Origin of the sequence: Pikeienuella sp. (genome assembly GCF_046290545.1) — a bacterium.
Lineage (GTDB): Bacteria > Pseudomonadota > Alphaproteobacteria > Rhodobacterales > Rhodobacteraceae > Pikeienuella.
In genome coordinates this window covers 253583-279952 of record NZ_JBKAGV010000005.1, presented here as the reverse complement: position 1 = coordinate 279952, position 26370 = coordinate 253583, and the positions used below count along the sequence as shown (strand labels likewise).

The window sequence follows — 26370 nt, the reverse complement described above, 5'->3', positions numbered from 1 at the left end:
GCGGATGGAAACCGGGTGCCTGTTCTACAAGATGCGCGCGGGCAAGCACCGACTGGGGCCCCGGACGCGTGCGAGGGTCGACGAGATCGACTTGGCGGCCAGGACCGCCTACGCCGCATTCCTGCGGGCGCGCGACGAAGCCGGTGAACTGAGAGAGGGGCTTTCTTTCGAAGCGGCGGCGGCCTATCTGGGCGAACAGATAGGCCTCGCCATCACTCAACGCGCTTCAGGCGAGGCGCCGATGCGCGTTCGCGAGATGCTGGAACTCTCTCTTTCGGTTCTCAAGCGCGATCTGCAAAACACAGGCGGATAACCAGCAGTCGAAGCCTTCGCTTCATTTGAAGCGAGGCAACTACGCGTTTAAATTCATACGATTCAATAAGTTAGGGTGGCGAAGGCTTCCTCCAGGGCCATCCTCTCCGCCGATACGCAGAATTTCGGCGCGCTGCGCGCCTCTTCGCGATGAACGGATCGTGTTCGGAGGCGCGATCACGACCGCAGCCGGGCGCCTGGCGGCGACCTCGGCCTCTAGCGCGCAGATCGAGGCCAAAACAGAGCCCGACGGCAATCGAGTTCACGACAACCACGTCGCGGGCGATCAGGATCAGCCTCCGCCGGCTTCGCGCGCCAAATCGATAGCGGCGTCACCTGATCTGCTCGGCTCCGCGCAGCGCACCCCGCCCAGCGCCGCCCGCTTGACGCGGCGCGCCGCGCGGCGGACGGTACGCTGAAAGAAAGCCAGGGAGGCGGCGGATGAGCGAAGGCGCGATCGACTTCTACACCGGGCATCCGATCTCTTCCGAGATCATCATCGAGCGTCTTTCCAAGGCCGAACCGTCGGTCGCCCGCCCCGGCGCGACGCTGCCGCCCGAGGCGCTCTTCCCGCACGATCAGGACCATTACGGCGGGCTGGACGCCAACGACGCGCTCGCCCGGCTCGCGGGCTTGAAGCCCGGGATGGAGGTGGTCGATTTTTGCGCCGGGCTCGGCGGGCCGGCGCGCTATCTGGCGCATCGCTACGGCGTGCGGGTGACCGGTGTGGAGCTGACGCCGGCGCGCGTCGCAGGCGCGGGGCGCCTCTCCCGCCTCGTGGGGATGCAGGATCGGGTGCGCGTGGTGGAGGGGGACGTTACGGCGGCGCCGCTCCCCGACGCCTCCGCCGACGCGGTGCTGAGCCAGGAGGCGTTCCTCCATGTGCCGGACAAGGCGGCGGCGATGCGGGAGGCGTTCCGCATCCTCCGCCCCGGCGGGAGGCTCGTCTTCACCGACTGGGTGGCGCATGAGCCGATGAGCGAGGCGGACGCCGGCCTCATGCGCCGGGGCATGGCCGTCGCCGGGCTTGAAAGCATCGCAGGCTGGCAGGCGCTGATCCTGGACGCCGGCTTCTCGCTGGACAGCGTGGAGGACCGGACGGCGGACTGGGCCCCGATCCTGAAGGCGCGGCTCGCCATGTTCCGCGCAATGCGGGAGGAAGCGGCGGCGGCGGGGACGCCGACCGGGGATTCCGATTTCCACGAGAGCTACGTGCGCTTCGTGGACCTCGTCGCCGCCGGCAGACTCGGCGGCGGGCGGTTCGCGGCGGTGAAGCCGGGCTGAACGAGGAAATCCCCGCCCGGAACTGACCGGCTCCGCATTCGGAACGCGGATCGTCATCCGCGCGAGCGGGGCCACGGCGCCGGCTCCTTCGTGGTCGATAGCGGGCGCCTCGAACCCTCAGGCGACGCTCCATGGCGGTAAGGCCGCGCGCCGCGCGCCGCTGAGTCACGACCGCCCGGGAGCATCGAACCTGTGATGCGGGCGGTGGCGTCACTCCGGCGCCGCGCTTGTGGTGGCCACGGCCGTCGCGACCACGACGAACAGGGCCAGCGCCATCTCCGCCTCGACCGAACGGCGGAGCGCGCGCGCGGCCCCCGCCTCGCCGCGGGCGAGTGCGGGCGTGAGCCGCCGCTTGTTCGCCGCCCCGAGCGCGAGGAGAGCGGAGACGAACGCGAGCTTGAGGGCCAAAGCGCGCCCCCACTCCGTCGCCAGCGCCGCCCCGAACGAGCCGCCGAGAAGAACGAGAAGCGCGGCGCCGGCGGCGACCAGCGCCGGGACTGCGACGAGCGCGTTCCGGCCAAAGGCCGCGGCGAGGGCGGCAGCCTCGGCGTTCGGGCGGCGCAGCGCGGCGCCACGGAGCGGCGCGAAGGCGCCGATCCAGTAGGCGGCGCTGGCGATATGGAGCGCCACGAGGGAGGCGAGAAGCGGCCGCGGCTCCCGCAGCGAATGGCCGACGAGCGCGAAGGACGCGCAGATTGCGAGGGCGGCGAGCGCCGCCGGCAGACGTCGCGCAGAGAGAAGCGCAATCGCGAGAAGGGCGAGGCCGCCGGCGCGCACCAGCGCCGCCACGCCGAACGCGCTCCCTCCGATCGCGCCGAGGAGCATCGGGTCAACCGCGAGCGCGACGTCTCCGCCTGCAAGCCACAGCGCTTCCGCCGCGAAGCGGAGACCGACGAAGGAGACGCCGGCGAGGGCCGCGATGACGCCGAGCCGCCGCGCGGCGCTTCGCCCGCCCTCCCCCATCGCCGCTCCGTGCGCCGCGAGGAAGAGAGCCGTTCCCGCCGCCAGCAGCGCCGCGCCGTATTCGAGCGCCTTGAATGCGAGCCGCAGGGCGTCGAGCGCGCCGGGGTCGATCACCGGCGCCCCGCAGCCGGCGAGGTCACTTCACGGTGAAGGACCATCCGCCCTCCATCATGTGCCCGTCGGTCGAGATGCCCTTCCAGTCCACCCGGTAGGCGCCGGGGGCGAGCGGTTCCGGCGTCGCCCGGAATTCGAGGACGGGGGCCATCCGGTCCGTCCGCGCCAGGGCGCGGGGGGCGCCGTCCGGCCCCTTCAGCGTGATCGCGGTGATGCGCATCGCGCCGTCGAAGGTCATGCCGATCGCCTCGGGCGAGCCCTCGACGACGGCGTTCTCGGCAGGGAGAACGATTTCCTTCTCCGAATGGGCGAGGGCCGCGGAGGCGGTCAGCGCGAGGGCGAGGGCTGCAAGTCGGATCATTCGCTCGTCTCCTGACTGGCGCCGCGGCGGACGGGCCGCCGCGGCGAGGCTTCAGAACATCATGCGGATGCCGGCGACGGCGAAGAGCTCGTCCCGCCGGCCGCCCGCGGCGCGGGCGCGGTCCCCCGTCTCCCCGAGCCGCAACTCGTAGTGGACGCCGAGATAGGGGGAAAGCGCCCGGTCCACGAGATCGTAGCCTAGCCGGGCCCCGATCTCGACCGTCGGCGCGAAGGCCCCCTGCCCCCGTCGTGAATCGTCCGCCAGGGGCAGGTCGATCTCGACCGAGGGGACGAGGATCAGCCGGTTGGTGATCAAAGCCTCGTATTCGGCTTCGAAGCGGAAAACCGGATGCTCCGAGAGGAAAAGGTCGGCGTCGATCTCCAGCCATTGCGGCGCGAGCCCGTGGAGGCCGATCACCGCCCATGCCCGCTCAGGCCCGCCGGCGGGCGTGTCGTAGCGCACGCCGACGACCGCGTCCCAGAAATCCGAGACGGGCGTCTGAAGCCGTAATTGCGTCTCCGCCGACTCGAACGCATCCTCATCGAGCCCGTATTCCGCCTCGGAGCGGAGCGTCAGGCGAAGCTCGTCCCCGCCGATGAAGGCGTCGAGATCCCAGGCGAGGACATCCTCCCCGTTCTGGACGCGAAGCTCCGCCTGCTCGACCTGCAGGCCCCAGATCAGCTCCTCCGCCGCGGCGGGCGAAGCGGCGGCGAGGAGGGCGAGCGCCGCGAGCCCTGCCCTACCCGCCATGATGCGCCATCCCGCCATGCGCGGCCGGAGCCGCGCCGGCCGTCGCCGGATCGTAATCCGCCTCGACGATGATCTGCCGCATCATCCCCGCCCGCATGTGGTGGGCGAGATGGCAGTGAAGGAGCCAGAGCCCCGGCTCGTCCGCCTCCACCTCGATCGTCGCGGAGGCGCCGGGGGCGACGGCGACGACGTGCTTCGCCGGCATGTCCGGCCCCGAGCCGTTGTCGAGCAGGGACCAGAGCCCGTGGATATGCATGGGATGCGCCATCATCGTCTCGTTCACGAAGGTGATGCGCACCCGCTCCCCGAGCTTCAGGCGCATCGGCTCTGAGTCCTCGTATTTCACGCCGTCGAGGGACCAGACATAGCGCTCCATGTTCCCGGTGAGGCGCACCGTGATCTCCCGGTCCGCCGCCCGGAAATCGTAGCGCGGCTTCAGCGCGACGAGATCGGCGTAGGAGAGGAAGCGCCCGCCGTTCCACGCGACGGGAGTGAGCCCGCTGCCGAAGGCGTAGAACGGATCGAAGGGCGGCGGCTCCCCGCCTGCGCCCATGCTTCCGTGCCCGGAATGGTCGCCATGCGCCATCCCCATGTCGGCCATGGCGAGCCGCGGCGGGTCGCGGAGCGGGGGCATCGGCTCCGCCATCCCCTCCCGCGGGGCGAGCGTGCCGCGGGCCATCGCGGAGCGGGCGACGGATTCCGCCAGGATCGAATAAGCCCGGTCTTCGGTCGGCGTCACCAGCACGTCGAAGCTTTCGCCCACGACGATGCGAAGCTCGTCCGCCTCGACCGGCTGCACGTCGTTCCCGTCCGCCTGCACGACCTGCATGGTGAGGCCGGGGATCCGCACATCCCAGAAGGTCATGGCGGAGGCGTTGACGAAGCGGAGCCGCACCGTCTCGCCGGGGCGGAAGAGGCCGGTCCAGTTCTCCTTCGGGCCCATACCGTTGAGGAGCGGGGTGAAGCCCTGCACATCCTCGATGTCGGTCGGCATCATCCGCATCTCGCCCCAGTCCGACCGGTCCTTCAGCGCGGCGGCGGGCCCATGCTCCCGCGCGTCGGAAAGGAGGTCTCCGAGCGTGCGCTGCTGGCGGTTATAGTAGTCGGGCGACATCTTGAGGTTGCGGAACTGCCGGTCGGCCCCGTGCGGATGCTGGTCGTTCAGCAGGACCACATAGTCCCGGTCATAGGCGTAGGGTTCGGGCTCCTTTGGCGCGACGACGATGGCGCCATAGGCCCCGTCCGCCTCCTGCCCGTGGACATGGCTGTGATACCAGTAGGTGCCCGCCTGCCGCATCGGGAAGCGGTAGGTGAAGGTCTCCCCCGGCGCGACGCCGTGAAAGCCGTGGCCAATCACCCCGTCCATGTCATAGGGCAGGATCAGGCCGTGCCAGTGGATCGAGGTCGGGTGATCGAGGTTGTTCGTGACCCGGATCGCCGCCTCCTCGCCTTCCGTGAAGCGGAGCACGGGGCCGGGGCTCGTCCCGTTATAGCCAATCCCCGCCTTCTCCAGCCCGCCGGCGCGGATCATCACGCGGTCCACGCTCAGGTCGATCTCGCCCGCCGCCGCGCCGCATGCGGCGAGGGCGAGCGCAAAACCCAATGATCTCATTGTTCATCCTCCGAAACGCTGCATGACGCGCCGCGACCATCGCGGCGCGCTCGTCAGGTTTCGGCCGGCTTCGGCGGCGGGGGCTGGAAGCCGGGGCGGAGCCCTTCGAAGCGCCTGTAGGACAAGGCTTCCGGCGGCTCGGCGATCCGCTGCGCTGTGTCCTCCGCGGGAAGCGGCATCGATGCGAAAAACCCGGAGCAGGAGAGGATCGAGCCACAGCCGGGGTGATCCTCCGCCTCGCCGCCATGATCCGCGGTTCCGCCTCCATGCGCATGCCCGTCATGGCCATGCGCCGCCGCGACCGTCGCATGCAGCTTGGACGCATGCGCGGCGCCGTGGGCGGCTCCCGCGCTCGCCGTGACCGTCGAGGCGACGATCCAGATAGAGGCCAGGATGATGGCGGCGAAGGTTCGCATGCTGAAGAGGTAGCGCCGCGCGGCGCCGGGATCAACCGCGCTTGCGCGTGCGGTCACGCGGCGACCTCGTCCACAGCACGCTGGCATCCCGCCCGACAGGAGCGGACCGAATTGAACCGAAACACGTTCACCGAGGAGCAGACCACAGGCATTCTCCCGGAGCGGGAGGCCGGCGACAGCGTTGCGGATGTCTGCCGCAAGCACGCCTCCCGAAGGGGCTTTCCAGGCATTCCGAGCCCCTCCCCCGCTCGCGGAGTTCAGAGGAAGCCCGGCAGCCACGTCGCAAGGCCGGGAAAGGCGGCGACAATGCCCATGCCCAGCAGGAAGAGCCCCACGAAGGGCCAGGCGGCGGCGAAGAGCTCGTCCATCGTGACCCCATCCGCCGCGCCCTTGAAGGCGAACATTGCATAGCCGAAGGGCGGCGTGATCCCGCCCACGGTGACGTTCAGCAGCATCAGCAACCAGAACCAGAGCGGATCGAACCCCAGCGTCTCCACCAGCGGGAGGTAGATCGGAATGATCACGAGCATCACGGCGACCTGATCGACAAAGAGGCAGAAGACGAAGACAAGGCCAAGCATCGCCAGCAGCATCAGCCATGGCGAGAGCCCGAGCGCGGAGACCGCCTCCGTCAGCGCCCCGGATGCGCCGCTGATGGCGAGAAGCTGCGAAAAGAGCGTGGAGGAAGCCATGATCACGATGATCATGGCGGTGATGAGCGCGGCGCTGCGGAGCGCCTCGGAGAGCATGGTCAGCCTCAGCCGCCCGAAAACGGCCGCCGCAATCATCGCTCCGACGACGCCGGTCGCAGCGCTTTCCGACGGCGTGGCGACGCCGAGAAGGATGAGCCCCATCACCGACGCCATGATGAGAAGGAACGGCGCGCACGAGAGGAGCGCCGCCCAGGCTGAGCCGTCCCCGCCCGCCGCCTCCGTGGCCTCGGGCGCCAGCGCCGCGTCGAGCCGCACACGGATCATCGCATAGAAGATGAAGAGCCCCGCCAGCAAAAGGCCCGGCAGGACCCCGGCGATGAGCAATCCGGCGACGGAGACATTCGCGAGGGTCGCGATGATGATCACCAAAACGCTTGGCGGGATCACCGGCGCAAGGCTGGCGCCGCCGAGGATCATCCCGATGGAGAGCCTGCGGTCATAGCCCCGCGCCATCATGCCGGGAAAGATCGTCCGCGCCATCATCGCCGCGACGGCCATGTTCGAGCCCGAGAGCGCCCCGAACACGGCGGAGAGGGCGCCCGCCAGCATGAACTGCCGCCCGGCGACCCGCCCGATCAGTCGGTCCATCGCGCGGAAGAGCACATCCGTCGCGCCGGAGCGGAAGAGGATTTCCCCCATAAGCACGAAGAGCGCGACGGCGGTCAGCGTGCCCGTCGTCGCCGTGGTGAAGATCGAGTTTACGACGAGGCCGAATGCGCGCGGCCCGATCAGGATCGCGACGCCGGAGACATTGAGGATGAGAAAGGCGAGAAAGACGGGAACGCCCGCGAGAAAGAGCAGGATCAACCCGCCCGCGGCAAGCCCGAGAAAGAGAAGCGCCTCCATGTCAGCCCCGCGCGCCTCGCGCCGCCGCCGCACGGGCGAAGTACAGCGCGGAAGAAAGGAAGCCGTAGACGACCCAGACTGAAATCCAGCCCTTCGGCGCCGGCCAGGCCGCCATCATCCGCACGTCCCGCGCGAACTGCCGCGCCGTCTCGTCCGCCGCTATTTTCGCGAGGAACAGGCAGACGGCGCAGCCGGAGAGACCGATCAGCGCTGTGACAAGGCGCAGCGCACGGGGCGAAAGCCGTTCCAGCAGGATCGTGACGGCGACGTGCCCGCCCTCCTTCGTCACCGCCGGCATCGCCATGAAGGCGACAAAAAGGAGGAGGTATGAAACGAGATCGGCGGACCACCGCGTCGGCGCGCCCAAGGCGTAGCGCGCGACGACCTCCCACACATAGGCGAGGACGATCCCTGCGAGCGCCAGCATGGCGAGCCGCAGGCCCGCCTCCGTCAGCAAGTCATGGGCGCGGGCGGCTCCGGCGGCCGCCCGCGACCATGCCGGAGCCGCCCGCGCGGCGCTCATTCGGTCAGCCCTGCGTCTTTCGCGAGCGCGCGGAGGGCCGTCGCCGCTTCACCGCAGCAATCGGCGCCGATGCTCCAGATCGAGTCGATGAACGCGGACTGCACCTTGGCGGCCATTTCAGGCGAAAGCTGCTGCACCCCGACGCCAAGCTCGGCGAGCGCCGCATCCTCCTCCGCCTGGATAGCGTTGCCAAGCCAAGGCATTTCGAGCTCGGTGATCCGGCCCGCCTCGAGCAGGATGGACTGCTCCTCCGCCGTCAGGCCGTTCCATGCGTCGAGATTGACGAAGACGGGTTGCGTCGCCGCGCCGAAGGTCGGGCGAAGCCGCCAGTTCGCAACCTCGTAGTGTTTCATGCTGACCATGCCGGCGGCGGGCCAGCCGGCTCCATCCACGATCCCGGTCTGGAGCGCGGAATAGATCTCGGAGCCGGGGAGGACGACAGGCTCCGCGCCCAGCGCCTTGATCGGGCCGAAATAGGTCGGCGTCCCGCGCACCTTGCGGCCCGCAAGATCCCCTGCTTCGCTGAGCGGCTCCTTGGTGAAGAGATGATAGCCCTCCATACTGACGGACATCATGGCGACCATCTTCAGGTTGTGCGTCTTCTGATAGAAGGCGTCCACGGCGTCCCAGACGCCGCTTGCCCGGCGGGCCACCGGGTCGACCTTCATCGCATCCACCGTAAGCGCCAGCCCGCCGCTTCCCGCATGGAAGACCGGATGGGTGTAGAGCATGTCAAAGGCGCCGGAGGAGACGGGCTCAAGCTGCTCGAATATCGGCACCGCCTCTGGCCCCGAGATCCGGAAGGTCACGGCGTCTCCGCCGATCTTTGCGACGTTTTCGAGATAGCGCTCGAGCACCGCGTAGGTCGGCTTCTGTGTGCTGTTGAAGCTTGAGAGCAGCGAGAGTTCGGCCGCCTGCGCGGCGAAGGGCGCAGCAACGAGGGTTGCGGCGGCGGCGGCGGCGCGAAGCGCTTTGGCGAATCGGAGGCGTCTCGGCGTCATGTTCACGTCCTTTTCATCTGGTTTCAGATCATTCTTTAGGCAGCGCCCCAATTTTTGCACTCTTTTTAGACCGTTTGAGTCTTGCTGCCGTTGATTGATGCAAGTAAGCACATGCTTACAAAGCTTCGCAAGAGGTTTATGCTGCGCTGCGGCGCATTGAGGCGGGAGGTGAGGCGGATGGCGGCTGGAATGACGCGCGTGGACCATCTGCGGGACGCCGTGGCGCGATGGGAGCCGCGTCTCGGCGCGTTGCTCGATGTCGACCCTGCAACTCTCGACCGCGCAGCCGCGGCGCTTGCGGCGGCTTCCGGACCTCTGGCCGGGCTGGTTTTCGGCGTAAAGGACGTGATCGACGTGGAAGGCGCGCCGACCCGGAACGGCAGCGCCGCCTGCGCCGCAGCCGCTCCAGCAAGGCGGGACGCGTCGGTTGTCGCTTCGCTGAGGGGCGCAGGGGCGACCTGCCTTTGCAAGACCGCCACAACCGAGTTCGCGTTCACCGACCCGACGCCCACGCAGAATCCCTTCGATCCTTCGCGAACGCCCGGGGGCTCCAGCAGCGGATCGGGCGCGGCGGTCGGCGCCGGGATCCTCGACTTCGCGCTTGGCACGCAAACGGCAGGATCCCTGATCCGCCCGGCGGCCTATTGCGGCGCGGTCGGCTTCAAGCCCGGGCGCGGCGCGCTCTCCACGGCGGGGATGACGCCGCTTGCGCCCAGCTTCGACATGATCGGCTTCATCGCGCGAGACGTGGCGACCGCAGCGGCCGCTTTCGCCGCCTGTGGGGGGGCGGCGCCTGAAAGATCGGACCTTTCAAGGCTGCGACTCGGCCTCCCGGCCACAGATCCGGCGACGGCGCTCGCCGAATCTGTCGCCGGCTCCATCGCAGGGGCGGCGGCGGCGCTCCGCGACGCAGGATCTTCCGTGAAGGCGCTGGCGCCTGCCGTGGATTTCGCGGCGACCATAGCGGACCACCGGACCGTCATGCAGGCGGAGGCCGCGGCGGCGCATGGCGCGCGCCTCGCCGGCGCGCCTCTCGGCCCGGCCTTCACCGAAGCCCTGCGGGCGGGCGCAACGGTCGGAGCGGCGGAGCGCGCCGAGACGCTCGGCCGGCTTGCTGCGACGCGGGACAGGTTCTGGCGGGATTCCGCGGGATACGACCTCCTGCTTGCGCCGCCCGTTCCTGCGCCGGCGCCGCCGCGGGCCGCGGGCACGGGCTATCAGCACATGCTCACGGTCTGGACCGTCTTCGGCGGCCCGCTGCTATGTCTGCCATGGGGCGCTGACGAGGCCGGCCTCCCGCTCTCCGTCATGCTCGCGGCGCCCCCGGGCAAGGAGGCCGCGCTTCTTGGCGCAGGGCTCGTGCTGGAGCGGTTCGCGCCGCCCCGGCCTATCCCTCCTTCAGCGAGAGGATAGCGTCCACCTCCACCGCGGCGTTCCCCGGCAAGCCGGAGACGCCGACCGCGGTTCTGGCATGGACGCCGGCTTCGCCGAAGAGGTCGATGAAGACGTCCGTAGCCCCGTCGATGACGAACGGGCTGAGCGGAAAGCCCGGCACGCAATTCACGAAACCGCCGAGGCGGAGGACGGAGCCCACCCGGTCAAGATCGCCGTCGCAGGCCAGTCGAAGGCAGTAGAGCAGATTGAGCGCGCAGATCCGCGCCGCCATCCGCGCCTCCTCGGGCGAGACCCCTCCTTCGCCGACAGGCCCTTTCAGCGTCACCTCCCCGCCCCATTCGCAGATCTGCCCGGACAGGAAGACGAGCCGGCCGTCCCGTCGAAAGGGGGCGAACCTGCCCCGCGGCGTCCAGGGTGGAGGGAGCTCGAGCCCGAGTTCCGTCATCCGCGCGTCGATCCGTCCCATCTTCCGCTCCTTCATTCAGGCTCTGCATGATCTGAAAGTAAGCGGATGTTTACAAGGCGCCGCTGCGCGCGCCGACATGGCGCATGATCATCTCCACCGCATGTTCCCGTCGTGCGGCGATCCAGCCCTCCTCGGCCAGATCGCGCCCGAAAACGACGCCGAGCGTGTGCCGGTTGTTGATGTGATGCGCGCTGAGCGCGACGATGCTGATGTATAGCTGGAGCGGATCGGGGCGCGACGTGAAGGCGCCGCTCGCAACGCCGCGCTCGATCAGCCGTCCGATCCCGTCAATTAGCGGCTGGGACATTTCGCGGATCGACTTGGAACGGCGCGCGCGCCGCCCGGAAAGCAGGTTCTCTCCCTGAGTGAGACGCACGAAGACCTGATTGCTCTGGAAGAAGTCGAACGTGTACCGCACCAGCCGGTCCAGTGCTTCTTCAGGCGCCCCGATGTCGAGATCGAGCCGCCGCTCGCCCGTTCGAAGCTCGGCGTAGGCGGCCTCAAGCACGGCTACATAGAGTCCGTCCTTGTCGCCAAAGTAATGATACAGCATTCGTGTCGTGACGCCGGCCGCCACAACCACCCGCTCCACACGGGCGCCCTCGAATCCATGAGCGGCGAATTCAGCGGTCGCCGCCTCCAGAAGGCGCAGCCTCGTGCCCTCGGGGTCTCGTCTCGGTCGGTGACTGCTTTCTGCTTCCATTCAGTCTAACTGACGGACAGCCAAATCAGAGTCCAGCGAACGAAGCGTCATTCAGCTTGGCGTCCTCGCTTGGATGCTGCGGCCGCTACACCACCGGAAGACCACGAAGGCTCAGCAGCGAAGCGGAACTCCGGGCGGACGAGATGCGAAATAAGCTTGTTTTCAATGGCCTGTATCCGGAGGCGGTTGGGCGGCAGGCCCCACCCCCCGCGATTTCATTCCAGATCAGGGACTCAAGGGCTGGTCGCCTTCGCCAACGTGAACTGCGACGACATACAGGCCACAGAGTCCCGCACCCGGCTGGCTGCGAAGGTGGTCCAGACCGTCGACGAGACCGGTCCGCTTGCCGTGATGTCTGGCAGGTTCACCGCCTGGCTGATGCGGAGATCTGCGGCGTGGCTACCCCGCCGAGCTTTCGCGCAACTTCGCCGTTTCGGCGGAGTCGACAAGGCCTTCGGATGTCAGCGCCACGCCATAGATCGCGCGGGCGCGGTGGGCGGTTATCCAGCCTTCGGTCACGTCATGCGCCACTCGAACGGGATCGCGCCGGAGCGGGTCTCCGTAGCCCCCTCCGCCGTTGGAATGCGACACCACCCGCTCCCCCTGACGCACAACGAGCTGCTCCGACGTGCTGAGCGGAGTCGCCGAGCCGTCCGGGTGTTCGATCCACTGTCGCGCAGACCGGGCGGCTTGGCCGCCGCAAACGCCCAGCGCGGGGCTTACGGTGCCGTCGGAACAGAAGCCCAGCTCCATGTCGCAGCTCACCGGCTCGAACTCGGTCAGGATGCCGGGCGCACCGCGAAAGGTTCCGGCTCCCTCGCTGTCGGGGGAAAGGCGCCGGGTGCGCACCAGTATGGGGTGCAGCATCTCGTCCACCTCCACGCTGTCATAAAAGGGCATGCCCGCGTTGCCCATCGTGAACAATGACAGCCACCCGTCCTGCACCGGCGTGCCAGGGCCTCCCCCCGCCGCCAGGATCACTTCGTTTACGTAGGCGTGCCCGTTGCGGGGCTCGACGCCCGATATCACCCCCGCCGCCGGAGGAATCGCCGCCCCGCCCTCGGCCATTCCACAGGAGGGGTCGATCATCGCTATGGCCCGCTGCACGGCGTTGGTGACCCGGTCGCCGAGGTTCGTAGTCGCCACCGAGGTGCTGGTGGGGTGTCGCGGAATGCCGACGCAGCAACCCTCGCGCAGGCGCACGTCGATCCGCCGCAGCGTCCCCGAATTGGCGGGCAGCGAGCGGGGAAGGGAATTGAGAACGCCCACCATGGCCGCGGTGCGCGCGCAGGCGTGACTGAGGTTCACGCCTACCGGCAGGCAGTCGATGTTGTCGGTCAGGTCGACCGAGACGCGGGCGGCGCCGGGGTCGACTTTCACGTCGGCATTGACGGGTATTCCTCCGGGCGGGCACCCCGGCAGAGGGTCGTGGGTGCAGGTGGCCCTCGCGGCGCCCGCCGCCATCCCGCGAAGGGTGTCGGCCATCATCTCCTCGCAGAGATCGAACCAGTCGGCCGCGTGCGTCGCCAGGGCGTCCCAGCCGATCTCGGCGCCCATGCGCCTGATCTCGCGCTCGCCGATGCGCGCTGCGCCCAGCATCGCGAGATAGTCGCCGCGCCATTGTTCCGGCACGCGGATACGCATCATGCACATGTTGATGACGTCCGTGTTGTCGACATAGTCCCGCTGGACCCGCACGGCCGGGAAGATCAGGGCGCCTTCCTCGTAGACGTCGCGGGCCATGCCCATGTAGGTCGTCGGCAACGAGTTGCCGCAATCCGCCTGATGCGCCTTGGAGAGCACGGTGAAACGGTGTCGGCCGTCGTCGTCGAACACGGGAACGAGAATCGTGTGGTCGGCGGCATGGCTGTTGCCATGGTAGGGCGAGTTGTGGAGGTAAGCGTCGCCGGGCCTGGGGTCCGGGTGGATCTCCAGCATCGCCGCGGCCATCATGTCCGCCCCGCCGATCACGTGGATCGGATAGCTTTCCGCCGCGGTGAGCAGTTGGCAATCCGCCGTGACGATCGCGCAGGAGAAGTCCCGCGCCGTGTTGATCACGCCGGAACGCGCCGTTCGAAGCAGCGTGTTGGCCATCTTGCGCGTCACCCCGTCGAACCGTTGCTGGAGGATCGCCAGCGCCACGCCGTTTCGGCGGCCTTCCTCCACTCGCTCCACGCCGCCTCCCATCGCCGCCTCCTCGCGTCTCATCCGTTCACCGCGATCACCAGATGCCCGTCGCTGCATCGCCGGGCCACCGCGCCCGGCGGGATCACGACAGTGGTGAAGCTCGACTCGATGACCGCCGGGCCGCTCACAGGCGCATCGGCCGGCATCGCCTCGAGCCGCCAAGCCGGAGCCGCGACGGCCCCGAGGGAGCCGAATGTCATGGAGCGCGTTTCGGGCGGCGGCCCGTCGCCGGGCCCGGCGCCAACGCCGGGATGGGCGGGCGGCGCGCCGCGGCACTGCGCGCGGGCCCGCAAGGTCATGATCTCGACCACGTCTCCATCGTCTCGAAAGGAGAAGAGCTCTTCATGCCTCGCGTGGAACGCGCGCACGAGGTCCGGGCCCGGCGATTCACCGTCGAAAGCCCCGGCGGGCAGCGGCGCCTCGATCTCCCAGACCTGGGCGGGATAGCGGCCCTCGAAGGACCAGTCCACCCGGCGCTCCGCGGCCGCGGCGCCGGCGCGGGCGAAGAACTCCTCCGCATCGGCCGCGAGCGCCGCGATAGCCGAGCGGGCGCGAGCGAGATCGGGCTGATCGCTGCGCATCATCTCGGTCCGCGCGAACTCGAAGGTCATGTCCGACATCATCGCCCCGGCGGCGCTGAGGACTGCGCCGACATCGGGCACGATGACAGTAGAGCAGCCGAGCCGGCGCGCGATTGCGACCGTGTTCAGCCCCGCCGCGCCGCCGCCTGCGATGAGCACGGCGTCCTTAGGGTCGATCCCCTGACGCACCGTGATGGCTTCGATCGCGCCCACCATCTGCTCGGTGGCGAGGTCGAGGATCGCCGCGGCCGCCGCCTCCGTCCCCAGACCGAGCGGCCGCGCGATGCGCGTCTCGATCGCTTCCCGCGCCGCGCGTTCGGCCAGCGCCATGACGCCCCCGAGAAAGAAGGCCGGGTCAATGTGCCCAAGCACCAGAGCCGCGTCGGTGACCGTCGGTTCGGTTCCGCCCCTCCCGTAGCAAACCGGACCCGGAGTCGAGCCCGCGCTTTCGGGCCCAACCCGCAAGAGACCCGCCTGATCCACCGAGGCGATCGAGCCGCCGCCGGCGCCGATGCTCTTCACGTCCACCGAGGGAAAACCGGTCATATGCCCCTGGTAGAGCGGCCCGAGCCAGGTCTCGCGGGTCCACGGGATCACCCCGTCGCGCACCAGGCTGACGTCGTATGTCGTGCCGCCCGCATCGGTGACGATGGCCAGCCCCGCGTCCTCCACGGCTGCGTAGAACGCCCCCGCCACCGGCGCCATGGACGGGCCCGAGTTCAGGGCGAGGATCGGCCGTTCGGCCAGCCGCGCCAGCTCCACCAGTCCGCCCTGGGAGGTGACGGCGAAGATCTCGCCCGCCAGCCCCAGCGCCCGCAGCCGCGCCTCGAGCCCCTCCAGATACGTCGTCATCACCGGCTTCAACGAGGCGTCTATGGCGGCGGAGGAGGCGCGGCGGTATTCGCGAACTGTGGGATTCAGCTTGTGGGACAATGTGAAGGGCACGCCAGGGAGGTGCGCCTCGATCAGTTCGCCCACGCGCAGCTCGTGGGCCGGGTTGACGATGGACCAGATCAGGGCGACCGCCACAGCCTCGACCTTCGCCTCGCGCAGCCGGCCGATCACCCTGACGACTTCGGCCTCGTCCAAAGGGTTGACCTCGCGCCCGTCCGCCCAGATGCGACCGGGAATCTCGAAGGTGAGCGAGCGGGGAACATAGGGTTCGGGATAGGCGATCCTGTAGTTGAACGGGTCAGTGCGGCCGCCCTCACGGATCACCAGGGAGTCCGGGTGCCCCTCTGTGGCGAGGAACGCGGTGCGGGCCGTCCGCCCTGTCACCACGGCGTTGATGGCGCGGGTGGTGGAATGAAACAGCACCTCGGTGCGCCCCAGCATCGCGGCGAGATCCATCCCCGCGCCGGCCGCGGCGCGACGCAGGGCGTCTTCGATCCCGCCGAGCGGGTCGGGATAGGTTGTCGGCGCCTTGAAGAGGCGTAGCGCGCCGCCGCCGAAATCGGCCACCAGGTCGGTGAAGGTCCCGCCGACGTCGATCGACATGCGCATCGCTCAGTCCTCCCGGATGGGCAAGGCGAGGCTCATCCCCGTTACTTGCACGTTATGCAATTTACTTGCATACCGATCAACCATACGCAAGCGGCGCGAAGCGACCTTCCCAGACCTCGGGCACGCGGGCCCGCAGCGGTGCAAATCGAATGTCTCACATGCATGCAGCTTGCAAACGCACGGTCGCTGCCCTATCCCGCGATCAACAACGCGAAGGATGCGAAAGTCGTGCCGAGAACCCTCTTCCCCGCTGCCGGGAGCGCGGCCCCCGCAGCAGCTGCAGCCGATGGTTGGTTGTTCCTCTCCGGCTGCACGCCCGGTGACGCGGACGGTCGGTGCATCGGCGGAGGGGATGTCGGAGCGCAGACCGACCAGACGCTCCGAAACATGGCGGCGGCGCTCGCCGCGGCGGGCGGAACCATGGCCGACGTGCTCAAATGCAATGTCTACCTCGCCGACATTCGCCACTTTCAGGCGATGAACGACGCTTTCGCCAAGCACTTCCCCAATGATCCGCCCGCGCGCACCACGGTCGAGGCTCGGCTTTCCGACCCCGCCCGACTGGTCGAGATCGAGGCCGTCGCATTTCTCGGGCGCGGGTGAGGCGTCATGCCGAAAGCCATCCTCCGCCCTGAAAGCCTGTCGTTCCAGCCTCGTCCGACCTATCCTTATTCTCCCGGCGCAATGGCGGACGGCTGGATATGGACGGCTGGCCAAGTGGCATGGGACCGGACGGCGCGAATTGTTGGCCCCAATGACGCCGCCGCACAGACACGGCAGGTCCTGTCCAACATCGCGGCGATCCTCGCCGAGGGCGGCGCTGGCCTCAAGGATGTGGTCGCGGCTACCGTGTATCTTGCCGACATTCGCCATTTCGATGCGATGGACCGTGTCTGGGTCGAGACTTTCGGGCCCGCAGCGCCGCCCCGCACGGTCGTTCGGGCCCGGCTTGCCGAGCCCGAAATGCTCGTAGAGATTGAGGCGACCGCCCGTCAGCCGTGACGCCGGCGGCATGATCGCGACCAAGCCGAGAAAAAGACATTGGTGGAATCCGAGTCTCACACACCCGCTGACCCTGGCGCCATTGACGAGCAGGCTGAGGAGCTTCGCGCACTCGGCAAGCGCCTCCGCGCCTTCCGAAGGCTCAAGAGACTTCGCCTGAAGGATCTCGCCGCCCGGGCGGGCTGCTCCGAGAGCCTGCTCTCGCGCGTCGAGAACGGCATCGTCATGCCCTCGCTGACCACGCTTCACCGTGTCGCGCGCGCCCTCGAGATCAACGTCGCTGCCCTGCTGACGCCTCCCACGAATGAACCTTGCACGGTCTACCGCCCCGGCGCCCGCCCCCGCTACGTCCGTTCGGAGGGAATAGAGGGCGACGGGAGCGTCGCGGACAGCCTGATTCCCTTCGCGGAAAGCCGGAGGCTCGAGGGGCTTCTGATCCGTCTGCCCGCCGGCGGCGCCCCGTGCGGCCCCTTCGAGCACGAAGGCGAGGAAGTCGGCTACGTCCTCGAAGGCGCGCTCGAACTGGTGGTGGACGGGCAAAGCCACCATGTCGAGGCCGGCGACAGCTTCTTCTTCTGCTCGGACGTGCCCCACAGCTACCGCGCCTCCGGATTCGACGGCTGCCTCGTGCTCTGGATCAACACGCCGCCGACCTTCTGACCGCATCCCCGTGAAGGTCAGACATCTTCGCGCGCCACCTGGCGCAGGAACCGGATCGTGCGCTCCTTCTTCGGCGTGTCGATCACCTCGCGGGCCGGCCCCTGCTCGACGATCACGCCTTCATCCATGAACACCACACGGTCAGCGACCTCCCGAGCGAACCGGATCTCGTGAGTGACGATCAGCATGGTCATGCCGGCCTCGGCCAGCCGCCGCATCACGGCCAGCACGTCGCCCACCAGCTCCGGGTCCAGCGCGGAGGTCGGCTCGTCAAACAGCATCAGCCGTGGCGAAGTGGCCAGCGCCCGCGCGATCGCCACCCTTTGCTGCTGGCCGCCCGAGAGCCGGTGCGGCAGCGTGTCGGCGTGATGGGAAAGCCCCACCAGCCCGAGCAGCCGGCGGGCCGTCGCCTCCGCCTCCGCCTTCGGCTTCCCGAAGACGCGGATCGGCGCCTCGGCGATGTTCTGGAGCGCGGACAGGTGGTTGAAGAGGTTGAAGTGCTGGAAAACCATGCCGACGCGCGCCTCTGCCCGGGCCGCCGAAAGCCGACGGGTCGGCCGGAGGCCGCCGTGCACCTTGCGATAGCCGACATGACGGCCGTCCACCGTGATCTCGCCCGCGTCCATCGACTCGAGGTGGTTGATCATCCGCAGCAACGTGCTCTTCCCCGAGCCGGACGGCCCGAGGATCGCCACCACCTCGCCGCGGGAAACCTCGAGGTCGATGCTCACCAGAACGTCGCGCGCGCCGTAGGCTTTCTGCACGTTGCGGCAGACCACGAACCGTTCCGGGCCGCCCGCATCCGCGGCCCCGTGCTCGATCAGCGCGCGGAGCCAGCCGGCGTCCTGCAGCCCGGGATCGACTGCGACGCCTGGCGTCGCCGCAGCGGCGGGGACGGGCGGCAAGGAAGGCGCCGCCTCGCGCAGCGGCCCGGGCCGGCGGAAGTCGAACCCGAACATCCGGCGGATCGGGCCCTGGCCCGGGGCGACAGGCTCCCGTTCGAGGTCGAACCGGCGTTCGAGCGCGATCTGCGCAATGGAGATCACGCTGGTCAGCAGGAGGTAGATCGCCGCCGCCGCCGCGAACACTTCGAAGAACTTGAAGTTCTGTCCGACGATCTGCTGCGACCGGAAGGTCAGCTCGTTCACGAAGATCACCGAGGCGATCGACGTGAGCTTGATCATCCCGATCATGTCGTTGAATGTTCCCGGCAGGATGGCGCGCATTGCCTGCGGCAGGATGATCCGCCGCAAGGTGAGGAAGGGCGGCATCCCCAGGGCGTCGGCGGCGACCGTCTGGTTGCGATTGACCGACAGGATGCCGCCCCGGATGATCTCTGCGCTGAACGCCGCCTGGTTGAGCGAGAAGCCGATGACCGCGGTGGTGAAGCTGTCCAGCCGGATGCCGATGAAGGGCAGCGCATCAAAGATGAAGATCAACTGAAGCAGCTGAGGCGTGCCGCGCATAACCCAGATGTAGAGCCATGCCACGGCCTGAACCGGCCAGACCCCCGACAGGCGCATCAGCGCCAGCCCCAATCCGAGGACAAGGCCCAGGCTCATCGACAGCGCGGTGATCTTCACCGCCAGCCACGCCCCCTCCCAAAGGAACGCTGAGGTGAAGTAGCCAAGGAAATCGGCGAGCCACGGAAAGCGAACCTCCTCCGGCCCGGCCCCTGTCATCGCGGCGCCGCCGGCCAAGGCCTCAAGCGTCGATTGCTCCAGGGTCTGGGCGTCCGCGGTCATGTCCAGCACCATTGTCGTCGCGAAGGCGAGGAACAGAAGTGCGCAGAATGCGGCGACCGGGCCACGGCCGGAGGAGGTGTTCATAGGGTCGAAGGCGTCAGTCGGTCTTGACGGCGGCGGGCAGGCCCAGCTCGACATCGACGCTGTAGGCCTGGAAGATCTCGTCCCGCCGGCCGTTGGCCTCGACGATCTCGAGGCCTTCACGGACGGCTGCCAAAAGCTCGTCGTTGCCGTTTCGCACGCCCGCGCCGATCTGGAAGCCCGACAGGATCAGGAAGGCGCGCGAGTACTTCTCAGGGCTCTCCTTCACGCGGGCGTCCACGAATGCGAGGTCCCAGAGCAGGATGTCGGCGCGGCCCGAATCCAGAAGTCGCGCCCCGGTGCCAACGTCAGGGAAGGTGAAGACATTGATCTCCGGCTTGCCGGCGGCGGCGCAGGCGGCGGTCTCCGTCCTCATCGCCGCCTCCTCGACCGTGCCGAGGCCGACGCCGACATTCAGCCCGCAGAGCTGGTCGATGCCCTCGGCTCCAGTCGGGTTGCCGGCGCGCGCCATCGCGCCGGTGCCCGCCTGCATGTAAATCACGTAGTCGACCTGCTTTGCGCGCTCGGCGGTGTAGTAGAGGTTGTTCCACATCACGTCGATCTGACCGGCGATCACAGCCGGCAGAAGGCCGGACCAACCGCCGAGGAAGAATTCGTAGTCGATGCCGTGGCAATCGAAAACCGCGCGCGCCAGGTCCGCGTCCACCCCGATCACGTTCTCGAAGTTGCCGTCTTCGCGCATCACGTAAGGCGGTGTTTGCGGGTCGGCGCCGATGCGCAGGGTCTTGCCGGCGAGGCCGGGATACTTCTCCGCCAAGCGCGCTGGTTCGCAAGTCTGCGCAAACGCCGGCGCCGCAATGGCGGCGAGCGTCGTCGCCATGACCCCAGCCAAGAGACCGGTCGTTCTGTTCATGTCTGCCTCCTCGGCCCCGGGAGGCCCCTGTTGATCGGTTGCATCGAGTCCGAAAGCGCCCGCGTTGCAGCAGACGCAAGTCACTTTCGTTTCATCAAAGCAAGTTTCGTGCCACGTGACTTGTCCTTCAGGATGCGTGGCGCGCCTTGCCCGACGACACATTGGCGCAACGCCGAGGCGCAGGTTCGTTGACCAAAGAGGCAGCACTCAATCAAATTCGCCTAAATTACAGGCGTTCATTGATTTCAGTATCTGCGCATTTGCAGCCTTCGCCTCCAGCAGCCCACCAGACGATGCGCGGTATTCGCCCATCCGAGGCAGGTTGGTCACCATGCGGGCATCCGGCTGCGCCGGAGCGCTTTGCGGGGGCGGGCAGGAAATCGCCCATCGCGCGAAGGGCGGGCGTCTCCGGCGTATGTCTCGACGCCGGGAGCCTAGGAACGCTCGGCCGAGAACAGCGAAGCGAGGCCGTCCTCAAGCGCGATGCGCGGCCTCCAGCCCAGCCGATCCGCAGCGCGACGACAGTCGAGACGCCCGCCGGGGCCTTCGTCAGGCCTTCGGGGCGGGGGCGTCCGGCGCACGCGAAGTCCCGGCAGGTGAGACTCGGCGAGGTCGGCGATGCGAGACTCCGCAACCCATTCATCGCCGGCGATATTGAAGGTTTCGAGCCGACCCGGAGGCATCGCAAGAACCAGACCCGCCGCCAGCTCGATCGCAGCGGTCAGGTCCTCAACATGCAGGAACTGGCGCAGGTTGCCTTCCGGACCGCTCACGTCAGCCACGGCCCCCGTCGCTGCGGCGTGGCTCAGCCTGCGCATGAGATGAGCGGTGCGCCGGCCGGGCCCGTAGACCGAGGACGCCCGAAGCACCACGGCCGAGAGCCCCGCGGCGCCGACCCATGCCGCGACCGCCGCCTCGGCCGCCACCTTGCTTGCGCCATATGGTTCGTCGGACCCAACCGGCGCGGTCTCGGCGAGGCCGTCCGGCGCGCCCGGGCCCAGATAGACCGCGTTCGACGAGATATGGACAAGCCGGCCGCCCCGGAGGGCCGCAAGCAGGTTGACGGAACCGCCCAGATTGACGTCGAAGGTTCCGGCAAGGTCCGCCCCCACCGCCATCGGCCCCGAGACGGCGCCGGCGTGGATCGTGAGGTCGACCGGCGCCTCGTCCACCCACGCAGCGACCGCCGCCCGGTCGCGCAAGTCAACGGCAGCAACCTCTGCGCCCCCCGCGAGATCCGAGCCGCGCACCTCATGCCCCGCCGCCCGCAGCCGCTTGACGACCGCCCTCCCCACAAAACCGGCCGCGCCGGTCACGAGTACGCGCGCCAAGGGTCACGCCTCGCAGAATGGATGCGTACGGATCCAATGCTCCGCGATCTCTTGGCCAGTAGCGACCCAGACCCCCTGCCGCGCCGTCGCGTGGGCAAGAAAACGTCGCAGCCCGGCGATCCGCCCGGGCCGCCCTATCAGTCGGTCATGCAGCGCCAGCGACATCATCCGCGGCGTGTGGGCGCCTTCGGCGAGCAACTCTTCGAATGTGTCGATCATGTAGCCGGCGAAGTCGTCAGCGGTCGAGAAGCCCACGTTCCCGTCGAAGCGGTTGTCGTTGGTCTCAAAGGAATAGGGGACCACCAGGTGCGGCCGGCCGGCCACGACGCGCCAGTATGGCAGTTCGTCGTTCAGGGAGTCGCGGTCGTAGAGCAACCCGCCCGCCTCTACGATCAGCCGCCTTGTGCTCGCGCTCGGCCGCCCGGTCATCCAGCCGACGGGGCGGCGCCCGACGACGCGGGTCAACGTCTCGAAGGCGCGCGCAACATGTTCGCGCTCCACCGACTCGGTTACGCGCTGGTAGTCGAGCCAGCGAAAGTGATGGCTGACGATCTCGTGCCCCTCGGCCGCGAAGGCGCGGATGAGGTCTGGCGTGCGTTCGGCCGCCGCGGCCACCGCCAGAACGCTGACCTTGACCCTGAAGGCCCGGAAAAGCTCAAGCAGCCGCCAGGCGCCCACACGAGGCCCGTATTCGAACACCGACTCCGCCAGCATGCTCCGCAGCCCCGGCAGCGCCGGCTGGCCGATATCGTTCAGCAGGCCCTCGGACTCGCCGTCCCCGTCGAGGATCGAGCGCTCGCCACCGCCCTCCACATTGAGGTTGATGTTCAGCGCGAGGCGCGCGCCCCCGGGCCACTGCGCCTGCGGCGGCCTCGACCCGTAGCCGATATAGTCTCGGTCATCGATCATCGAAGCCTCGTGAACACGCCATCAGCCGGAATGATCCCATCTCCACAGTAGTCATGCAAGCCATTTGACTCCGGAGCAATCCGATTGCTAACCCTGTGAACGGGCCGCATCGAGGAGAGCCTCCACCCATGAAAGTTCGCCGGGGACAGGACTATCTCGCGGCTCTCCGCGACGACCGCGCCGTGCACATCGATGGCGAGCGCGTGAGCGATGTCGCGAACCACCCGGCGTTCCGGAATACAGTTGCCTCGTTCGCGGCGATGTATGATTTCCAGGCCTCGCCCGCGCAGCTTGAACTGATGACGTTTCCCTGCCCGGGAGCGCCCGACCGGCGCGTGAACCGCGCCTGGGATCTGCCGCACAGCCATTCCGATCTTGTGCGCCGCCGTCAGGCCATCGCCGCCTGGTCGGCGCTGAACTTCGGCTTTCTCGGCCGCTCGCCGGACCATGTCGCGAGCTCGCTCGGCGGCATGGTCATGGCGCTCGATGTCTTCGCACGCGGCGGAGCCGAGCGCGCGGCGGCGTTGGCCGCCTATTTCGCTCGTGCGCGCGCGGAGGACCTCTTCGTCAGCTACGTGATCCAGAATCCGCAGGCGGACAAGTCGGCCTCGGCCTCCGGCCAGCGGCGAGACCTCGTCCTGCATGTCGAGCGCGAGACCGACGCCGGGATAGTCGTGCGGGGAGCGAAGATGCTCGGCACAGCGGCGGTGATGGCCGACGAAATCCTTGTCGGGCACATACAGCCGCTGGCGCCGGGCGAGGAGGCCTACGCCCTGAGTTTCGCGGTTCCGGTCGCGACGCCCTGCCTGCGGCTGCTGTCGCGTCGGTCCTATGAGCGGGCGGCGGTCTCGGCCTTCGACTGCCCGCTGTCGGCCCGGTTCGACGAGAACGACGCCGTCGTCCATTTCGAGGGCGTACTGGTCCCGTGGGAACGGGTCTTCGTCTACCGGGACACCGACATCGCCCGGGCCCAGTGGCACGACACGCCTGCGCACGTGTTCCAGAACTACCAGTCCCAGATACGCCTGATGGTGAAGATGCGGTTTCTCGCCGGACTCGGGCGCCGCATCGCCGAAGTGAACGGGGCTGACCGCATCCCGCAGGTGCGCAGCGCCCTCGGGCGTCTCGCGGCAATGGCCGGGATGGTCGAGGGCATGGTCTCGGGAATGGAGGCCGAGGGGCGCGGGGTCGGCGGCCATTTCGTTCCCTCCGCGCCGCTCCTCTACGCCGCGCAGACCTTCACGCAGGAGCTCTATCCCCAGGCTGTTCAGATCCTGCGGGAGATCGCCGGCGGCGGGGTCATCATGCTGCCCTCGTCCCTCCGGGACTTCGACGACCCAGAGCTCGGACCCATCATCGAAGAGACGCAGGTCTCGCCCGTAACCGACGCGCGCGACCGCGTCGCGCTGATGAAACTGGCCTGGGACGCGGTCGGGTCCGAGTTCGGCTCGCGGCACACACAGTATGAGATGTTTTACGGCGGCGCGGCCTACGTGAACCACGCCCATGTCTGGCGCCTTCACGACTGGGCCAATGGCTCCGATATGGTCAGTCGCGCCCTTGCCGGGTCCCAACGCCCGGCCAGCTAGACGAGACGGGGCGAGTCTGCTGCTGCGCACATCGCCGCGACCTTCTTGCGAGCATATCGACAAGAGCGCCGAACACCGCCACGCGCGCATTTGAGATTGACCCAGATCACCACATGATCGCATCATCCTACAACATGGAGGTGGTCGAAATAGCGGACGCATCGTCAGATGACTGGCCGGGAAATGAAACGCCGCTGTCGGCGGCGCTCTTGCCTGACCGAGTGGCGGCGATGTTGAGCCGGCGCATCTCCGAAGGCGCCATCGCGCCGGGAACACGGCTCCCGACGGAACAGAAGCTGGCCGCATTGTTCGGCGTCTCCCGCAATGTGGTGCGTGAAGCCGTGGCGAGGTTGAGGGCGGACGGGCTCGTGGACGCGCGGCAGGGCGTCGGCTCCTTCGTCCTCGCTCCGGAACGCCGGCTCGCGATCAGGATAGACGCCACCACACTCGGCGGAGAAGGCATGGCGCAGCTTTTCGAGTTGCGCGCGATCCTCGAAACGGAGGCCGCCCGTCTCGCCGCAGCGCGCCGCACTGACGCGCATCTCGAACGGATCGGAGCGGCGCTGGAGCGAATGAGGGGCGAAGAACGGTGGGAAGAAGGCTCCATTGACGCCGACCTTGTCTTCCACAGGGAAATCGCCGCGGCGACGGGCAACGCCTTCATCGAAACGTTCGTCTCGTTCATCTGCGAACGGATCCGCGGCTCGATCCGCCACGCTCGCGCGATCAACCCGATCGCGGACCTTGTCGACGTCAATCTCGGCGAACATGACAAGATCTACGCCGCCCTCCGCTCCGGCGCGCCGGACGAAGCGGAAGCGGCGATGCGAGCCCATCTCGTTGGCGCCGCCGCGCGCGTCGGCGTCACCTTGAAACGATGAGAAAGGCGGCGCGATGAAATTCGGCCAGACCCAACCGATCTCCGATATCTGCATCCTCGTCGAGGACATCGACAGGACCGTCGCCTTCTATGTCGAAAAGCTCGGCTTCCGCCTCCGGCGCAAGGCCGAGGGCTTCGCGGACTTTCACGGCGCCGGGCTGACGCTCGCGGCGTGGGAGATCGACCATATCGGCGCGCATTGCGGCGTCTCGACCGAGCGGGCGCCGAAGATGGCGCACAAGGCCTGCATCGCCGTCAATCTGCCGGATGCGCAGGCGGTGGACCGTTGGCACGCCGAGCTTTCAGCCGCCGGCGTGCCCTTCACGGGTCCTCCGGAGGACTACGTGTGGAATGCGCGCTGCGCCTATTTCCACGACCCCGACGGAACATTGTGGGAGATCTACGCCTGGATCGGCGCAGGCCCCGGAGACTACCATGAGGAGAACGCCTGAGGGCGAGAGAGGGAGGCGAGCATGGCATTCACAACGAACCGCCGGGAACTGCTGAAGAAGGGCGCCGCGCTGGCGGCGCTTGCCCCCGGCATGGCGCTCTTCGCGGGGCGCGGGCATGCGGCCGACACGGTCGTCATCAAGTATGACTGGCTGATCTCCAATGGTCAGATCGGCGATGTCGTCGCCGTGGCCCAGGGCTATTTCGAAGAGGCCGGGATCGCCGTCGAGTTCTCCCCCGGCGGCCCGAATTCCGCAACCGTGCCCCCTGTCGTCTCCGGCGCCGCCGCACTCGGCCAGTTTTCCGAAACGCCGCAGCTCTTCGCCGCGCGCGCCGCGGGCGTGCCCGTCAAGGTCATCGCCTGCGGATTCCGCACCGGCCCCTATGCCTTCGCCTCCCTGCCTGCCGCCCCGCTCCGTTCGGCGGCCGACCTGAAGGGGCTGCGGATCGGCGTGCAGCCGACCGCGCGCTTCATCATGGACGCGATCGCGGCGAAGAACGGCATCGACATCAACGATCTGACGCTCGTCAATGTCGGCTTCGACAAGCAACCCCTCGTCCTCGGCGAGGTGGACGCGATCGGCGGCTGGATCACCAACACCCAGGCGCTGAGCGTGATCGGGGAAGGACGGGTCGATCTTCTCGTTCGTGATCTCGGGTTCGAGAGCTACGCAAACGTCTATTTCGCGACGGACGAAGCCGCATCGGAAAATGTGGATCTTCTCGCCCGGTTCATCGGCGCTGTCGGCAAGGGCTGGGGATGGACCCACGCCAATCCGCAGGCTGCGGTGGAGACGACCGTCGCCGCCCATCCCGAACTCAGCCTCGAATGGGAGATGAAGACCATCGACCTCGTCCTTTCGCTGAGTTTCGACGCGGACACGGCCGCAAACGGCTGGGGCTGGTTCGACCCCGCCTCGATAGAGCGGCAGATAACGCTCTTCGACGAAGTCGGCCAATATCCTTCGGGCCGCCCTGCCGCTGCGGATTGCTACACGACCGCGGTTCTGGAGGCGAACGCGGACGCGAGGCCGAAACTTGGGGCGCCGGCCTGACGCCGAGGGCGATCCGCGCGCGGGGGCTTGATGTCGGCTACGATGGCCGGCTCGGGCCTACTCG

Annotated in this window: 27 protein-coding genes and 1 pseudogene; 10 read left to right on the top strand and 18 right to left on the bottom strand. The window is 68.3% G+C overall.

The window, feature by feature from the left end:
* Together ACE37J_RS03935 and ACE37J_RS03930 are read left to right on the top strand one after the other, a co-directional pair.
* Nucleotides 1–313 (top strand): hypothetical protein (locus tag ACE37J_RS03935; RefSeq protein WP_409707348.1); only part of this gene is annotated, 313 nt, incomplete at its 5' end.
* A 440-nt stretch (nt 314–753) separates the two neighbouring features.
* Nucleotides 754–1596 (top strand): class I SAM-dependent methyltransferase, encoded by an 843-nt coding sequence (locus tag ACE37J_RS03930; RefSeq protein WP_409707345.1) that lies wholly within the window; start codon nt 754–756, stop codon nt 1594–1596.
* Between the two features lie 210 nt (nt 1597–1806).
* On the opposite strand, the gene ACE37J_RS03925 is transcribed toward ACE37J_RS03930, so the two are convergent.
* The 8 genes from ACE37J_RS03925 to dctP form a co-directional block, all read right to left on the bottom strand.
* Nucleotides 1807–2673 carry a CopD family protein gene (locus ACE37J_RS03925; protein WP_409707341.1) on the bottom strand — a complete coding sequence of 289 codons (867 nt, stop codon included), beginning with the start codon at nt 2671–2673 and terminating at the stop codon, nt 1807–1809.
* Nucleotides 2674–2695: 22 nt separating this feature from the next.
* Entirely contained in the window at nt 2696–3034 is a 339-nt protein-coding gene (locus ACE37J_RS03920; RefSeq protein WP_409707338.1) for a copper resistance protein CopC, read from the bottom strand.
* A 51-nt stretch (nt 3035–3085) separates the two neighbouring features.
* The gene (locus tag ACE37J_RS03915; protein ID WP_409707335.1) at nt 3086–3784 is read right to left on the bottom strand and encodes a copper resistance protein B; all 699 of its coding nucleotides are present in this window, start codon (nt 3782–3784) and stop codon (nt 3086–3088) included.
* A complete protein-coding gene (locus ACE37J_RS03910) occupies nt 3774–5396 on the bottom strand; it encodes a multicopper oxidase domain-containing protein (RefSeq protein WP_409707332.1) in 1623 nt (540 codons plus the stop codon). Before ACE37J_RS03910 ends, ACE37J_RS03915 begins: the two co-directional genes overlap by 11 nt.
* Nucleotides 5397–5449: 53 nt before the next feature.
* Nucleotides 5450–5812, bottom strand: coding sequence for a hypothetical protein (locus ACE37J_RS03905; RefSeq protein WP_409707328.1), 363 nt, complete (start codon nt 5810–5812; stop codon nt 5450–5452).
* A 257-nt stretch (nt 5813–6069) separates the two neighbouring features.
* Nucleotides 6070–7371: a TRAP transporter large permease subunit gene (locus tag ACE37J_RS03900; protein WP_409707325.1), complete on the bottom strand. Its 1302-nt coding sequence runs from the start codon at nt 7369–7371 to the stop codon at nt 6070–6072.
* A 1-nt stretch (nt 7372) separates the two neighbouring features.
* Complete coding sequence (locus ACE37J_RS03895; protein WP_409707322.1) at nt 7373–7894, bottom strand: TRAP transporter small permease; 522 nt, start codon at nt 7892–7894, stop codon at nt 7373–7375.
* Entirely contained in the window at nt 7891–8895 is a 1005-nt protein-coding gene (gene dctP / locus ACE37J_RS03890; protein WP_409707319.1) for a TRAP transporter substrate-binding protein DctP, read from the bottom strand. Before dctP ends, ACE37J_RS03895 begins: the two co-directional genes overlap by 4 nt.
* 189 nt (nt 8896–9084) lie before the next feature.
* Between dctP and ACE37J_RS03885 the strand changes: the two genes are divergently transcribed.
* Nucleotides 9085–10308, top strand: a complete 1224-nt coding sequence (locus ACE37J_RS03885; protein WP_409707316.1) for an amidase family protein — start codon at nt 9085–9087, stop codon at nt 10306–10308.
* On the opposite strand, the gene ACE37J_RS03880 is transcribed toward ACE37J_RS03885, so the two are convergent.
* The 4 genes from ACE37J_RS03880 to ACE37J_RS03865 form a co-directional block, all read right to left on the bottom strand.
* Nucleotides 10283–10756, bottom strand: a complete 474-nt coding sequence (locus ACE37J_RS03880) for a RidA family protein (protein WP_409707313.1) — start codon at nt 10754–10756, stop codon at nt 10283–10285. The two genes, ACE37J_RS03885 and ACE37J_RS03880, sit on opposite strands and share 26 nt — an antisense overlap.
* Nucleotides 10757–10805: 49 nt before the next feature.
* Complete coding sequence (locus ACE37J_RS03875; protein WP_409707310.1) at nt 10806–11459, bottom strand: TetR family transcriptional regulator; 654 nt, start codon at nt 11457–11459, stop codon at nt 10806–10808.
* Between the two features lie 399 nt (nt 11460–11858).
* Entirely contained in the window at nt 11859–13667 is a 1809-nt protein-coding gene (locus ACE37J_RS03870) for a hydantoinase B/oxoprolinase family protein (protein WP_409707307.1), read from the bottom strand.
* Complete coding sequence (locus ACE37J_RS03865; RefSeq protein ID WP_409707304.1) at nt 13664–15724, bottom strand: hydantoinase/oxoprolinase family protein; 2061 nt, start codon at nt 15722–15724, stop codon at nt 13664–13666. The genes ACE37J_RS03870 and ACE37J_RS03865 overlap by 4 nt, the downstream gene beginning before the upstream one ends.
* Before the next feature lie 60 nt (nt 15725–15784).
* On the opposite strand from ACE37J_RS03865, the gene ACE37J_RS03860 reads away from it, so the two are divergent.
* From ACE37J_RS03860 to ACE37J_RS03850, 3 genes are read left to right on the top strand one after another with little or no spacing between them, the layout of a single operon-like run.
* Nucleotides 15785–16333, top strand: coding sequence for a RidA family protein (locus ACE37J_RS03860; RefSeq protein WP_409707301.1), 549 nt, complete (start codon nt 15785–15787; stop codon nt 16331–16333).
* A 6-nt stretch (nt 16334–16339) separates the two neighbouring features.
* Nucleotides 16340–16732 (top strand): RidA family protein, encoded by a 393-nt coding sequence (locus ACE37J_RS03855; protein ID WP_409707298.1) that lies wholly within the window; start codon nt 16340–16342, stop codon nt 16730–16732.
* A gap of 42 nt (nt 16733–16774) precedes the next feature.
* Entirely contained in the window at nt 16775–17392 is a 618-nt protein-coding gene (locus ACE37J_RS03850; RefSeq protein ID WP_409707296.1) for a cupin domain-containing protein, read from the top strand.
* A gap of 17 nt (nt 17393–17409) precedes the next feature.
* Here the strand turns inward: ACE37J_RS03850 and ACE37J_RS03845 are convergent, their stop codons facing one another.
* The 6 genes and pseudogenes from ACE37J_RS03845 to ACE37J_RS03820 form a co-directional block, all read right to left on the bottom strand.
* Nucleotides 17410–18171 (bottom strand): amino acid ABC transporter ATP-binding protein, encoded by a 762-nt coding sequence (locus tag ACE37J_RS03845; RefSeq protein WP_409707365.1) that lies wholly within the window; start codon nt 18169–18171, stop codon nt 17410–17412.
* Between the two features lie 240 nt (nt 18172–18411).
* Nucleotides 18412–19074: pseudogene (locus ACE37J_RS03840) on the bottom strand (amino acid ABC transporter permease); the annotation flags it as partial.
* Nucleotides 19075–19234: 160 nt separating this feature from the next.
* Nucleotides 19235–20092, bottom strand: coding sequence for an ABC transporter substrate-binding protein (locus tag ACE37J_RS03835; RefSeq protein ID WP_409707293.1), 858 nt, complete (start codon nt 20090–20092; stop codon nt 19235–19237).
* Between the two features lie 207 nt (nt 20093–20299).
* On the bottom strand, nt 20300–20425 hold the full coding sequence (locus ACE37J_RS03830) for a hypothetical protein (protein ID WP_409707290.1): 126 nt from the start codon (nt 20423–20425) through the stop codon (nt 20300–20302).
* Between the two features lie 101 nt (nt 20426–20526).
* Nucleotides 20527–21423 (bottom strand): NAD-dependent epimerase/dehydratase family protein, encoded by an 897-nt coding sequence (locus tag ACE37J_RS03825; protein ID WP_409707287.1) that lies wholly within the window; start codon nt 21421–21423, stop codon nt 20527–20529.
* A gap of 3 nt (nt 21424–21426) precedes the next feature.
* Nucleotides 21427–22332 carry a polysaccharide deacetylase family protein gene (locus ACE37J_RS03820; protein WP_409707284.1) on the bottom strand — a complete coding sequence of 302 codons (906 nt, stop codon included), beginning with the start codon at nt 22330–22332 and terminating at the stop codon, nt 21427–21429.
* Nucleotides 22333–22460: 128 nt separating this feature from the next.
* Here ACE37J_RS03820 and ACE37J_RS03815 point away from each other — a divergent pair, with 128 nt between their 5' ends.
* The 4 genes from ACE37J_RS03815 to ACE37J_RS03800 all read left to right on the top strand — a co-directional run bounded on the left by ACE37J_RS03815 (nt 22461) and on the right by ACE37J_RS03800 (nt 26306).
* On the top strand, nt 22461–23921 hold the full coding sequence (locus tag ACE37J_RS03815) for a 4-hydroxyphenylacetate 3-hydroxylase family protein (RefSeq protein WP_409707281.1): 1461 nt from the start codon (nt 22461–22463) through the stop codon (nt 23919–23921).
* 113 nt (nt 23922–24034) lie between these two features.
* Nucleotides 24035–24802, top strand: coding sequence for a FadR/GntR family transcriptional regulator (locus tag ACE37J_RS03810; protein WP_409707278.1), 768 nt, complete (start codon nt 24035–24037; stop codon nt 24800–24802).
* Nucleotides 24803–24815: 13 nt separating this feature from the next.
* A complete protein-coding gene (locus ACE37J_RS03805; protein WP_409707275.1) occupies nt 24816–25253 on the top strand; it encodes a VOC family protein in 438 nt (145 codons plus the stop codon).
* Nucleotides 25254–25274: 21 nt separating this feature from the next.
* Complete coding sequence (locus tag ACE37J_RS03800; protein WP_409707272.1) at nt 25275–26306, top strand: ABC transporter substrate-binding protein; 1032 nt, start codon at nt 25275–25277, stop codon at nt 26304–26306.
* The last annotated feature ends 64 nt before the right edge of the window (nt 26307–26370 follow it).

Coding starts and splice junctions, on each gene's coding strand:
- ACE37J_RS03885 (WP_409707316.1), top strand. CDS start 9,085: ATGACGCGCGTGGACCATCTGCGGGACGCCGTGGCGCGATGGGAGCCG.
- ACE37J_RS03895 (WP_409707322.1), bottom strand. CDS start 7,894: ATGAGCGCCGCGCGGGCGGCTCCGGCATGGTCGCGGGCGGCCGCCGGA.
- ACE37J_RS03865 (WP_409707304.1), bottom strand. CDS start 15,724: ATGTCGATCGACGTCGGCGGGACCTTCACCGACCTGGTGGCCGATTTC.
- ACE37J_RS03880 (WP_409707313.1), bottom strand. CDS start 10,756: ATGGGACGGATCGACGCGCGGATGACGGAACTCGGGCTCGAGCTCCCT.
- ACE37J_RS03855 (WP_409707298.1), top strand. CDS start 16,340: ATGCCGAAAGCCATCCTCCGCCCTGAAAGCCTGTCGTTCCAGCCTCGT.
- ACE37J_RS03820 (WP_409707284.1), bottom strand. CDS start 22,332: ATGATCGATGACCGAGACTATATCGGCTACGGGTCGAGGCCGCCGCAG.
- ACE37J_RS03800 (WP_409707272.1), top strand. CDS start 25,275: ATGGCATTCACAACGAACCGCCGGGAACTGCTGAAGAAGGGCGCCGCG.
- ACE37J_RS03875 (WP_409707310.1), bottom strand. CDS start 11,459: ATGGAAGCAGAAAGCAGTCACCGACCGAGACGAGACCCCGAGGGCACG.
- ACE37J_RS03915 (WP_409707335.1), bottom strand. CDS start 3,784: ATGGCGGGTAGGGCAGGGCTCGCGGCGCTCGCCCTCCTCGCCGCCGCT.
- ACE37J_RS03830 (WP_409707290.1), bottom strand. CDS start 20,425: ATGGTGACCAACCTGCCTCGGATGGGCGAATACCGCGCATCGTCTGGT.
- dctP (WP_409707319.1), bottom strand. CDS start 8,895: ATGACGCCGAGACGCCTCCGATTCGCCAAAGCGCTTCGCGCCGCCGCC.
- ACE37J_RS03905 (WP_409707328.1), bottom strand. CDS start 5,812: ATGCGAACCTTCGCCGCCATCATCCTGGCCTCTATCTGGATCGTCGCC.
- ACE37J_RS03910 (WP_409707332.1), bottom strand. CDS start 5,396: ATGAGATCATTGGGTTTTGCGCTCGCCCTCGCCGCATGCGGCGCGGCG.
- ACE37J_RS03900 (WP_409707325.1), bottom strand. CDS start 7,371: ATGGAGGCGCTTCTCTTTCTCGGGCTTGCCGCGGGCGGGTTGATCCTG.
- ACE37J_RS03860 (WP_409707301.1), top strand. CDS start 15,785: ATGCAATTTACTTGCATACCGATCAACCATACGCAAGCGGCGCGAAGC.
- ACE37J_RS03810 (WP_409707278.1), top strand. CDS start 24,035: ATGATCGCATCATCCTACAACATGGAGGTGGTCGAAATAGCGGACGCA.
- ACE37J_RS03870 (WP_409707307.1), bottom strand. CDS start 13,667: ATGAGACGCGAGGAGGCGGCGATGGGAGGCGGCGTGGAGCGAGTGGAG.
- ACE37J_RS03930 (WP_409707345.1), top strand. CDS start 754: ATGAGCGAAGGCGCGATCGACTTCTACACCGGGCATCCGATCTCTTCC.
- ACE37J_RS03815 (WP_409707281.1), top strand. CDS start 22,461: ATGAAAGTTCGCCGGGGACAGGACTATCTCGCGGCTCTCCGCGACGAC.
- ACE37J_RS03805 (WP_409707275.1), top strand. CDS start 24,816: ATGAAATTCGGCCAGACCCAACCGATCTCCGATATCTGCATCCTCGTC.
- ACE37J_RS03920 (WP_409707338.1), bottom strand. CDS start 3,034: ATGATCCGACTTGCAGCCCTCGCCCTCGCGCTGACCGCCTCCGCGGCC.
- ACE37J_RS03835 (WP_409707293.1), bottom strand. CDS start 20,092: ATGAACAGAACGACCGGTCTCTTGGCTGGGGTCATGGCGACGACGCTC.